We start from the raw sequence: 10077 nt of genomic DNA on the forward strand, positions 1-10077 counted from the left end.
CCGGCTCTTTTTATCGAGTGAGGCTATCCTTGTTTCCTGTTCCGCCACCCGACTCTCCAGGGCTGCGATGATGGCACCTCGCTTGGTGTCTTCACCCTCCATGACGGCCATCCGCGATACCAGTTTCTTTCGCTCCGCTTCCAGCCGGTCGCGTTCGCCCGCATGGTCGGCAGCCGTTTCCTGGGCAGTCGCCAGCACCCTTTTGAGCCTTTCTGTCTCATCTGTGATCTGTCGTAAATGCTCATTGGCGGTGTCCAGTTCGGCTTGACCCTGATCCAACCGGGCCTTCAATTCGGTCACCTGGGTTTCCACCGCTGTCAGCGCCGCCTGCTTTTTCTGCGCAAGAGCCGCTTCAGCGCTGAGATGAGACTTCTGGTTTTCCAATAACGCCTTCAGCTCCTCATTGCGCCGGTCGAGTTCGGCGATCTGCTCACGGCTTTCACCCCAGCGCTGTCGGGCATCGTTGCGTTGTTGGAAAAAGATTATGCTGGCAACGATGCCGGCCAGCAGTATTACCCCTGCCACTGCAGTCCATCTCTTGTTGTTCATGTCCACTTCCTTGATTCGGGTCACCCATACGGTTGATTGTCGAAGCGCCCTACCCTAGCACTATCTTCTATCCCTCAATTTGCCGAACCGCCAGCACCGGAATTGGAGCGTGGCGGATCAGTCGATCGGTGGTGGATCCCACCAACAGCTTTTCCCACAGTGTGTGCCCCCGAATGCCCAATACAAGCATGTCCATTCCTTGCTTCTTGGCGTACTCCATCAACGCGATGTAGGGTTCCCCTTCGAGCAGGACGCTTGTGGCGGTACACCAGGCGCGGCAGTTTTCAGGAACCATACCGTCGAGTTTCTTCGCCAACCTTTCGCGCAGTTGATCGATTCCCTGGCGTTCATTTTTATAAAGGGACGGTTTAATGACATGGGAGAGGTGAAGCTCCGCCTGAAACTCCTGCGCCAGGCTGAGGCCATAGTCAAAGGCAAGTTTAGAGTCCGACGAGAAATCGCATCCGACCAATATTTTATTCAGTTTTATTTCAACCGCGGCCGGGGGCATCGACACATGCTCCTGCGGAGGCAGCACGAGCAGGGGGCAGTGAAGGGTTTTGATCAGTTTTTCGGTAACGGAGCCCAATAATAGTCGGTTAAAACCGGTTTTGCCGTGGGTGGCGGTGATCACCATATCTGCTTGTTGTTCGGAGGCGAGCCGGCTGATTATATCAGCTGGCGTTCCTTGGCCGATGATGATCTCATTTTCTACGGGCAGATCCTTTGCCCGCTCCTCGAGGCGTTCCTGCGCGTAACGGATATTCTCCGCCTGAAGCGCTTCCACATCAAGGGCGGTTTCGCTGTGTTCAAGCAGCGTTTTCAGTTCGGTGGTGACATGGACCAACAATAGCTTCGCATCATACTTTTTGCATAACGCGACGCTGTAGGAATAGATCATATCGGTGAACGCCGAAAAATCAATCGCACTCAAGATGGTTTTGGGTAGTATTCTCATGGTTTCCCCCTTGGCAGGATGGTATGGTTGTCGTTTTCAACAAGGACTCGGGCAAGATGTTGTCTTGTAAACAAACCCAATGAGTCGCGCTGGAAAATATTGAGCGGCAACTGGCGATGAATACCAATGGTGGCCATGCGAACGGTTACGGCAATAGGATAAACGTTGGCGCATAACGAAGATATCAGGCAAATTGGTCATTTGTCGATCGACACTTTATATTATCCTATACCAATAAAGTCTGGTTGTCACCTCTGGCCGACAATGGCCCGTTCTTTGGCCGGGAGGCGGCCGCACCCGACTTGACAACAGCAATAGGGTTTGTCTCAAATGCGGGACGGAAAGAAATAAAATAAATATAAAAATTTGTATTGTTTGCCTCTGCATCGAACCGATTTTGGACCCACTGTATTAAAATATTTTATAAAATATTTTATGTTTTTTTATTGACACCCGGATGGTTTCCACGTAACGCAATGAACGAAACACGAAGTCGGGGCAAACTGGAACAGCCACCCTATTCTCGGTAGACACCTCCAGTGGACTCAAACCTGGCTGGGCAAAAACCCGCACCGATAATTCCAACAGTGCCTCGGACTCCGCATCAAAGCATGTCTTTCACCCGCGGCGCATGAACGAATCGTTCATACGCCGTTTTTATGCATATCGACGAAAGCGTTGTTGAACCGCATGGCAAGTCGCCGTTCGACAGAAGGTCGTTTACCCATTTCAACGGAGGAGGAATTATGAAACCATATACATAGTTCAGCCTGGTGATGTTGCTTGTGGCAGCGTTGATGCTGCCGGTATCCGCATCTGCGGAAGAAGCATTGAAAAGGGGCGGCGCTCAGGCCATCGCCACCATGGCCGTCGGCCTGTTTACCGGCAAATCAGCCGACGACATGACGATCGCCGTCGATCTGCTTTCCCAGGCCGAACACCGATACGATTCCCCGGTGTGGCTGTTCACCGATTCAATAGAACTCGTCGAAAAGGTGCTTGACGTGATCCCCCCAATCATTGCCGACATGCCCAATCCTGAAGTCCCCGAAGCCTTCTGGAGGGACTATGGTGAAATCGTCCTCTGCCGTGACCGGGAAGAACTGTGCAGGGTCAACGACGAGTATGCCGCCGCGCACGTTCAGATCATGGCGGATGACCTGGACCGGCGGGTCAAAGATCTCAGCTCATATGGATCGCTGTTTCTGGGTGAAGGCCGCACGGTTCCCGATGGCGACCAGCGCTCGGGCACCAATCACATCCTGTCCACAAAAAAAGCCGGTCACTATTCTGGCAGGCTCAACGTCATGAAATTTTTGAATATTTATACCTATCAGGAGGTCAGCCAGGAAGCCAACCGGATGATCAGCGGCGCAACCTCCCGTCTGTCGCGGGTCGCGGGTATGGAAGGTCACGCCCGGGCATGCGACTGGCGGCTGAGGAAATACTTTCCTGGACAGGAGTGGGATTTCGAGGTTTACGAACAGACCAAATATTGATTCGGCTTAACTCGGAAGTATGCAGCATGACTGATACGCAAAAAAAACGATTCACCACGGATTTCACCCTCCAGGAACCGATCGGTGAAGAAGGCATCCCAAAAGCGGTCGCCCTATTAAAATCCGGCAAACTTCACCGCTACCATGTCGAACCGGGCGACAAGGCCCTGGGCAATGCATACACGCTCACGCCTGTCCCCGGAGCGGTAGAAAATTCAGGTGCAACCATCGAGTTGGTCGATATCGTGGACGATTACACCATCGCCCGCGATGACCTCGAAGAAAAAGCCAAAGCGTCTGACATCCGCTGGTTCATGCGCTCCCCCATGCGCGGTCACATCGCCAATATGGACCGGGTCATGGAAATCTGCGCCGCCCATGGTCTTGTCCTGATCGAAGATTGCGCCCACACCATGGGCGCCGCCTGGGACGGTAAAAAGTCCGGCTCTTTCGGCACGGCCGCCTGCTTCAGCACCCAGACCTACAAGCAGATGAATTCAGGCGAAGGCGGCCTCCTGGTCACCGACGACCCGGAGCTGATCGCCCGCGCCATCTCCTATTCGGGTTCCTGCATGCTCTACGAACGCCACACGTCAAGGCCCGGCATGGAGGGATTCGAGGGCATCAAGACCATGGTCCCCAATTTCTCCAGCCGCATGGGCAATCTGCGGGCAGCCATCTTGAGCCCCCCGCTCAACGTATTGGACGCGCAGGGCGAGCGCGGGAACAAGCGCTACCGGATCCCCGACCAAGGGCTGAACGAAATCGACGGCATTGCCTGCCCCCGGCGGGATCCCCGCGAAAATAATGTGGGCAGTTCCATCCAGTTCTCCCTGATCGGCCAGGCTGAGACGACCATCGAAGAATTTCTCGCCGAGTGCCTGAAGCGGGGCGTCGAGCTCAAATGGTTGGGCAACAAAGAGCCGGTGGGATTTACCAGCGCCTATGAAAGCTGGCGGTACTTTAACAGCCTGCCCGATCTGGCCAACACCAACCGCATCCTTGCCGTTATGTGCGACATGCGTATCCCCCTGACCTTTACCCTGGATGACTGCCGGCTTATCTTGGAGATCATCCGAGACGTTTCAGCGAAAATACTCAAATAAGGAGAACCATCATGTCCAAGAAAACAGTTAAAACGAATCGTGCCCCGGCTGCCATCGGCCCCTATTCCCAGGCCGTGGTGTCAAACGGACTGCTCTTTACCTCCGGCCAGCTTCCCATTGACCCGGCGACCGGAAAAATTCCCGACGGCAGCATTGAAGACAAGGCCCACATGGTTTTCAAGAATCTCGAAGCCATCGCCAAGGCAGCCGGGACAACCTTGGACCATGCGGTCAAAACGACCGTTTTTCTTGCCGACATCGGCAACTTTCAAGCCGTCAACCAGGTCTATGCCCAATACTTCAACGAGCCCTACCCCGCGCGCAGCGCCTTCCAGGTCGCTGCGCTGCCCTTGGGGGCGGATCTTGAAGTGGAAGCCATTTTTCAACTCTAGCGCCAATCCACAAGGAGAGGAAAACCGATGAATTTTACCAAATTTGGCCCAGGAGAAGTTATCTTCAGGGTCCGACCCCCATCGAGAGCATGCCCTCCCTGAACAAGGCGTTCGGCGGCGATCTCAGCCTTTACATCAAACGGGACGATCTTCTTCCGGGGTCCGGCGGCGGCAATAAAACCAGAACGCTCGAATTCTGCATCGCCGATGCACTTGAAAAGAGTGCGAATGCCATCATCACCGGTGGCGCCGTGCAATCCAATCACGCCAGACTCACGGCCGCCTGGTCGGCCAAGGGGGGCCTCGACTGCCGCCTGATCCTCGAAGAACGCGTCAAAGGAAACCATGGGACAGCTCAATGACCAGCGCCTTGCCATCGACCACATCATCGTACCGTCGGGTTCGGTCGGGACCCATGCCGGCATGGCAGGGGGCATGGCCGGCGTCAACGGGGGAACCCCGATCAGTGGGATCAATGTTTCCCGGCCGAAAGCTGTTCAGGAAGAGATTGTTTGCAAGCTATCCCGGGAATGAGCCGAAAAGCTCGGCGAAAAAAGCGGCATCGCCCGCGAAGCTATCGTCTGTATTGATCAGTACGCCGGTCCGGGCTGCTCTTTGCCGACCGATTCCATGGTCGAAGCCGTGAAACCCTTGGCCCGAACCGAAGCCATTCTCCTTGACCCCGTCTATTCCGGCAAAGCGGCCGCAGGGCTGATCGATCGGGTACGGAAAGGGCATTTCACCAAGGGTGCAAATGTGCTTTTCCTGCACACCGGCGGATCCCCTGCCCTCTTCGCCTATATGGACTCCTGCCGACAGCGTTAATTGGATGGGTCTTATCATCAGTGCCGAAACAAGAGCCTCTGCTCGCAGAGGCTTTCAAGCCCAAGCGCTTAAATGGCTCAAAGAAGATGAAAGAAAAAAGAGAAAAAATCGTTGGAATTTTAGGGGGCATGGGCCCGGAAGCCACGGTCGACCTGATGCAGCGCATCATCCGCCTGACCCCGGCGGTGGACGATGCCGATCATATCCGCTGTATCGTGGACAACAATCCCAAGGTGCCGTCCAGAATAAAAGCCATTATCGAAGGGCATGGCGAAGATCCCGGCCCCTGCATGGCGGACATGGGCCGGCGGCTCGAATCCTGGGGGGCGGATTTCCTGGCAATTGCCTGCAACACCGCCCATTACTACTATGACGCAGTGCAGCAAGCCGTCACCATTCCGGTGATCAACCTGATCGATCTAGTGGCCGACCACGTTAACGACAATTATCCGAACCATCGCAAAATCGGGTTGCTGGCTTCGCCGGCAGTGGCCATGACCGGGCTTTATACCCGGCGATTCAGCCGATTGGGAATCGAAGACCAATGGCCCGATCCTGATCAACAGGCGCGCCTGTTGAGCGTCATCAAGGCGGTTAAAAAAGGCGACACCGGTCCCAGCGTGCGGGAGGACTATCGTCAAGTGGGTCAACACCTGAAGCAAAAGGGGGCGGAAATCGCACTGATTGCCTGCACCGAACTCAGCACCCTTGGGGAAAATCTCCCCTTATGCGCCCTGGATGCAGCCGAGATCCTGGCAGCAGAGATCGTCCTGGTGGCAACCAACCGAAAAAAGCTTGTGGACCGTGCAGACCTTACCCTATAGAGCTTGGACCCCAATTGTAAGGGCCATCCAAAGGAGCGTTAAACTTGGTTGACAACAAATCCTTCATGAAGTCCCTGCAGGCTTATGAGAAGATAAGGGACATGATTCTCACCGGTGCTAAGCTCCCCGGAACCCGTCTGGTGATTTCTGAACTCGAAGCCGAACTGGGCATTGGACGCGGCCCCATACGGGAAGCCCTCATGCGCCTGGATCGATCCGGACTGGTTCAAAATATCCCATACAAAGGCGCCATCGTAGCCACGCCGCCAACCCAAAAAGAGATCCTTCATATTTATGATCTGCGGGCGGATTTGGAAGCCAAGCTTGCCGTCGAGGCCATCGACAACCTGACCGATGCCGATATTCTCAAGCTCGAAGCGTTGATCGCGCGCATGGAAGAACTTCCCCGGAATCACTACCAGTTGGACAGGGAGTTTCACCGCGTCATTTGTGCTGCATCAAAACTTCCCCATCTTTGCAACATTGCCCAGGCACTGGTTCAATCGGTGGAAAGCGTGCTGAATGTTTATCGGCGCGAGAAAGACCACTGCATTAAATTCAATCAGCAGCACCGGGCCATACTCGACGCGCTTAAACGAAAGAATCCTGAAGAAGTGAAAGCGGCTTTTGAAATCAATATTAAAAGCGGGCTTGAAATTATCAAAGACACTTTCAGTAAATTATTAAACGTTCCTTTCGAGTAGCTTCGATCTTCGATCCATGACCAAGCGGGTCATACTTTCAACTGTTGTTGGATGTCGCGACTGACGTCCTTTCCGACCATTAATGGATGCACGGCACCACGATGTCATCATCGCTCGGCCCCTGAATGAACCGAATTGTATCGGAGGTGTTCATCTGAAACGGACCGACACCGGATTAAAAAAAATTTCCTGGAAAATAATCTTGACGGGTTAGGTGGTATTTGATGTATCAGATATCAGAAGACTGAACCTATCAAAAACTATCTTATTTTAGGAGGGCTTACCCATGGCAACCATGAAAATGACCACCGAAGAGGCCTTTATCAAAGTGCTGCAGATGCACGGCATCGAACACGCGTTCGGGATCATCGGCTCGGCGTTTATGCCCATATCCGACCTGTTTCCCAAGGCAGGGATCACCTTCTGGGATGTCGGGCATGAATGCAACGCCGGAATGATGGCCGACGGGTTCACCCGCGCCTCGGGCAAGATGTCCATGATGATCGCCCAGAACGGCCCCGGCATCACCAACCTCGTGACGCCGGTCAAAACCGCCTACTGGAACCACACCCCGCTGCTGCTGGTGACCGCCCAGGCCGCCAACATGACCATGGGCCAGGGCGGTTTTCAGGAAGTCCCCCAGATGGCCGTGTTCGAAGAGATGGTGGCGTACCAGGAAGAGGTGCGGCACCCGTCGCGCATCGCGGAAGTGCTCAACCGGGTGATCATTCAGGCCAAACGGGCGTCGGCCCCGGCCCAGATCAATATTCCCCGTGATTTCTGGACCCAGGTCATCGAGATCGAGATGCCCGCCATCATCGAATTCGAGCGTCCGCCCGGCGGCGATGAAGCCATCGCCCGGGCCGCTGCACTGCTGTCCACGGCCAAGTTCCCGGTAATCCTGAACGGCGGCGGCGTGGTCATCGGCGACGCCATCCAGGACACCATCGCCTTGGCCGAACGTCTGGACGCGCCGGTTTGCTGCGGCTACCAGCACAATGACGCCTTCCCGGGCAGCCACCCGCTGTTCGCCGGCCCGCTGGGCTACAACGGTTCCAAAGCCGGCATGCAATTGATTTCCCAAGCGGACGTGGTGCTGGCCTTAGGAACCCGATTGAACCCCTTTTCTACCCTGCCCGGCTACGGCATCGACTACTGGCCGAAGCATGCCGCCATCGTCCAGGTGGACATGAACCCCAACCGCATCGGCCTGACCAAACCGGTCAGCGTGGGCATTGCCGGCGACGCTAAAAAAGTGGCCACCGCCATTTTGGCGCAGCTGTCCGCCACCGCCGGAGACGCGGGGCGCGACGCCCGCAAGGCAGCCATCGCCAAGGCCAAGGCCGACTGGGCCCAGGAGCTGTCTACCATGGATCACGAAGAAGACGATCCCGGCACGACCTGGAACCAACGCGCCAAGGACAATGAGCCCGGAAAAATGACGGTCCGCATGGCCTGGCGGGCCATTATGGCGGCGCTGCCCGTCGATGCCATCATCTCTTCGGACATCGGCAACAACTGCGCCATCGGCAACGCCTATCCGACCTTTGAAACCGGCCGTAAATACCTGGCCCCGGGCATGTTCGGGCCCTGCGGCTATGGTTTCCCGGCCATCCTGGGCGCAAAAATCGCCAAACCGGACGTTCCCGTGGTTGGTTTTGCCGGTGACGGCGCCTTCGGGATCTCCATGAATGAAATGACGGCCTGCGGACGCGACCAGTGGCCCGCCATCACCATGATCATTTTCCGCAACTACCAGTGGGGAGCCGAAAAACGCAATACCACCTTATGGTACGATGACAACTTCGTGGGCACCGAGCTTGACACCAATGTCTCTTATGCCGGCATCGCCAACGCGTGCGGCATGGAAGGTGTCCAGGTCACCAACATGGATGACCTGACCGCGACGCTGAGCGCAGCCATCAAGGCCCAGATGGAAAACGGTACGACCACCTTCATCGAGGTCCTGAACAACAAGGAACTGGGCGAACCCTTCCGCCGCGATGCCATGAAGAAACCGGTTGCCGTCGCGGGTATCGACAAGGCCGATATGCGCCCCCAACAAGGCGTGTAGGACCGCAACCTAGCTGCGCGATCGAGGCGGTGCACTCAACCAAGACCATTCCTATCGAGAGACAAACCATGCAATCGACCGTCAATTGGAACGATTACGATACCGAAGCGATGGTTCGCGGCGACCGGGACTACCTGTGGTACCACATCAAGCCCCACCAGGTGTTCCAGTCTGCCGAGCAGATGATTATCGTCGAAGGCAAGGGGCTTCGGGTAACGGACATTAGAGGCAGAGAGGTCCTCGATGCGACCGCCGGTGGCGTCTGGAGCGTGATGGTGGGTCACGGCAGGGAAAGCAGGACTTCGGCCGCTTTGCCAAAGGGTTTTATGAGTTTCCCCACGCCCTGTGCTACCGCTGCCCCTTTGACAAGTCCTACCCGAGCTGCGACATCGATTGTGCCCGCAGTTTGGAAGACGTCATGTTAAAGCAAGGGCCGGACACCATCGGCGGCTGCATCGTGGAACCGATCACCGCCGGCGGCGGCATCATCGTGCCGGTCCCGAAACACTATCCGATGCTACAGGAGATTTGCAACCGCTACGGCATCTACCTGATCATGGACGAAGTGGTCTGCGAATTCGGCCGCACCGGAAAATTCTGGGGCTTCGAGCAGTACAATGTGGATCCGGACATGGTCACCATGGCCAAGGGGCTGGCCAGCTCCTGCATGCCCCTGGTTGGCCATGTGCGCGGCAAAGGCCTTTTCTGCGGCCTCGAGCGGGTAAAAGACAAGGCCACCAAAGAACCGATCATCGAAGCGGAGATGGGACGCATCATAGGCATGGTGGCCGCCGAAGCGTGCTGATCGGCAGAACCAACAGCTCGCTGCCGGGCAACAACACGATCCTGAATTGTGCACCCGCGTTGATCGCCACCAAAGCGGACATCGACGAGATCGTGGCGGCGGTCAAAAAAGCCATCGAAAAATTTACGTCTTCTTGAACCGAAAACTGATTGCAGCAATCCTGCAGATAAACGGCAGCGACAACCGAAAGGGAGGAAAAGATGAAAGTCGGAATACTCAAAGAGATCAAGACGGAAGAGAACCGCGTGTGCATGACCCCGGCGGGCGTAGAAATCATGAAAATGAACGGGCATGACATGCTGGTGGAGAAAGGCGCCGGCGCCGGCAGCGGCTTTGCCGAC

Annotated in this window: 14 protein-coding genes and 1 pseudogene; 13 read left to right on the forward strand and 2 right to left on the reverse strand. The window is 55.9% G+C overall.

The window, feature by feature from the left end:
* The coding region (locus ABYV26_RS13025) for a hypothetical protein (protein WP_372681646.1) at positions 1 to 549 on the reverse strand (549 nt) is incomplete at its 3' end.
* A 67-nt stretch (positions 550 to 616) separates the two neighbouring features.
* Positions 617 to 1507: a universal stress protein gene (locus ABYV26_RS13030; protein ID WP_372681648.1), complete on the reverse strand. Its 891-nt coding sequence runs from the start codon at positions 1505 to 1507 to the stop codon at positions 617 to 619.
* A gap of 785 nt (positions 1508 to 2292) precedes the next feature.
* On the opposite strand from ABYV26_RS13030, the gene ABYV26_RS13035 reads away from it, so the two are divergent.
* The 13 genes and pseudogenes from ABYV26_RS13035 to ABYV26_RS13095 form a co-directional block, all read left to right on the forward strand.
* On the forward strand, positions 2293 to 3006 hold the full coding sequence (locus ABYV26_RS13035) for a histidinol dehydrogenase (RefSeq protein ID WP_372681649.1): 714 nt from the start codon (positions 2293 to 2295) through the stop codon (positions 3004 to 3006).
* Positions 3007 to 3032: 26 nt separating this feature from the next.
* Entirely contained in the window at positions 3033 to 4112 is a 1080-nt protein-coding gene (locus ABYV26_RS13040) for a DegT/DnrJ/EryC1/StrS family aminotransferase (RefSeq protein ID WP_372681651.1), read from the forward strand.
* An 11-nt stretch (positions 4113 to 4123) separates the two neighbouring features.
* Positions 4124 to 4504, forward strand: a complete 381-nt coding sequence (locus ABYV26_RS13045; RefSeq protein ID WP_372681653.1) for a RidA family protein — start codon at positions 4124 to 4126, stop codon at positions 4502 to 4504.
* 89 nt (positions 4505 to 4593) lie between these two features.
* Positions 4594 to 4866, forward strand: coding sequence for a pyridoxal-phosphate dependent enzyme (locus ABYV26_RS13050; protein ID WP_372681654.1), 273 nt, complete (start codon positions 4594 to 4596; stop codon positions 4864 to 4866).
* The gene (locus ABYV26_RS13055) at positions 4850 to 5038 is read left to right on the forward strand and encodes a hypothetical protein (protein WP_372681656.1); all 189 of its coding nucleotides are present in this window, start codon (positions 4850 to 4852) and stop codon (positions 5036 to 5038) included. The genes ABYV26_RS13050 and ABYV26_RS13055 overlap by 17 nt, the downstream gene beginning before the upstream one ends.
* A 51-nt stretch (positions 5039 to 5089) precedes the next feature.
* Positions 5090 to 5329: a pyridoxal-phosphate dependent enzyme gene (locus ABYV26_RS13060; RefSeq protein WP_372681667.1), complete on the forward strand. Its 240-nt coding sequence runs from the start codon at positions 5090 to 5092 to the stop codon at positions 5327 to 5329.
* An 86-nt stretch (positions 5330 to 5415) separates the two neighbouring features.
* Positions 5416 to 6153 (forward strand): aspartate/glutamate racemase family protein, encoded by a 738-nt coding sequence (locus ABYV26_RS13065; protein ID WP_372681657.1) that lies wholly within the window; start codon positions 5416 to 5418, stop codon positions 6151 to 6153.
* A gap of 44 nt (positions 6154 to 6197) precedes the next feature.
* The gene (locus tag ABYV26_RS13070; protein WP_372681659.1) at positions 6198 to 6857 is read left to right on the forward strand and encodes a GntR family transcriptional regulator; all 660 of its coding nucleotides are present in this window, start codon (positions 6198 to 6200) and stop codon (positions 6855 to 6857) included.
* Positions 6858 to 7143: 286 nt separating this feature from the next.
* Positions 7144 to 8931, forward strand: coding sequence for a sulfoacetaldehyde acetyltransferase (gene xsc / locus ABYV26_RS13075; protein WP_372681661.1), 1788 nt, complete (start codon positions 7144 to 7146; stop codon positions 8929 to 8931).
* A 68-nt stretch (positions 8932 to 8999) separates the two neighbouring features.
* On the forward strand, positions 9000 to 9356 hold the full coding sequence (locus tag ABYV26_RS13080; protein WP_372681663.1) for a hypothetical protein: 357 nt from the start codon (positions 9000 to 9002) through the stop codon (positions 9354 to 9356).
* The gene (locus tag ABYV26_RS13085) at positions 9275 to 9736 is read left to right on the forward strand and encodes an aminotransferase class III-fold pyridoxal phosphate-dependent enzyme (protein ID WP_372681669.1); all 462 of its coding nucleotides are present in this window, start codon (positions 9275 to 9277) and stop codon (positions 9734 to 9736) included. Before ABYV26_RS13080 ends, ABYV26_RS13085 begins: the two co-directional genes overlap by 82 nt.
* A complete protein-coding gene (locus tag ABYV26_RS13090) occupies positions 9730 to 9873 on the forward strand; it encodes a hypothetical protein (RefSeq protein ID WP_372681665.1) in 144 nt (47 codons plus the stop codon). Before ABYV26_RS13085 ends, ABYV26_RS13090 begins: the two co-directional genes overlap by 7 nt.
* A gap of 63 nt (positions 9874 to 9936) precedes the next feature.
* Positions 9937 to 10077: pseudogene (locus ABYV26_RS13095) on the forward strand (alanine dehydrogenase); the annotation flags it as partial.

Origin of the sequence: Desulfosarcina sp., assembly GCF_041551955.1 — a bacterium.
GTDB lineage: Bacteria > Desulfobacterota > Desulfobacteria > Desulfobacterales > Desulfosarcinaceae > Desulfosarcina.

Excerpts from the sequence above, each read along its gene's own strand:
- ABYV26_RS13030 (WP_372681648.1), bottom strand. The coding sequence starts at position 1,507 with ATGAGAATACTACCCAAAACCATCTTGAGTGCGATTGATTTTTCGGCG.
- ABYV26_RS13040 (WP_372681651.1), top strand. The coding sequence starts at position 3,033 with ATGACTGATACGCAAAAAAAACGATTCACCACGGATTTCACCCTCCAG.
- ABYV26_RS13045 (WP_372681653.1), top strand. The coding sequence starts at position 4,124 with ATGTCCAAGAAAACAGTTAAAACGAATCGTGCCCCGGCTGCCATCGGC.
- ABYV26_RS13050 (WP_372681654.1), top strand. The coding sequence starts at position 4,594 with ATGCCCTCCCTGAACAAGGCGTTCGGCGGCGATCTCAGCCTTTACATC.
- ABYV26_RS13055 (WP_372681656.1), top strand. The coding sequence starts at position 4,850 with ATGGGACAGCTCAATGACCAGCGCCTTGCCATCGACCACATCATCGTA.
- ABYV26_RS13065 (WP_372681657.1), top strand. The coding sequence starts at position 5,416 with ATGAAAGAAAAAAGAGAAAAAATCGTTGGAATTTTAGGGGGCATGGGC.
- xsc (WP_372681661.1), top strand. The coding sequence starts at position 7,144 with ATGGCAACCATGAAAATGACCACCGAAGAGGCCTTTATCAAAGTGCTG.
- ABYV26_RS13080 (WP_372681663.1), top strand. The coding sequence starts at position 9,000 with ATGCAATCGACCGTCAATTGGAACGATTACGATACCGAAGCGATGGTT.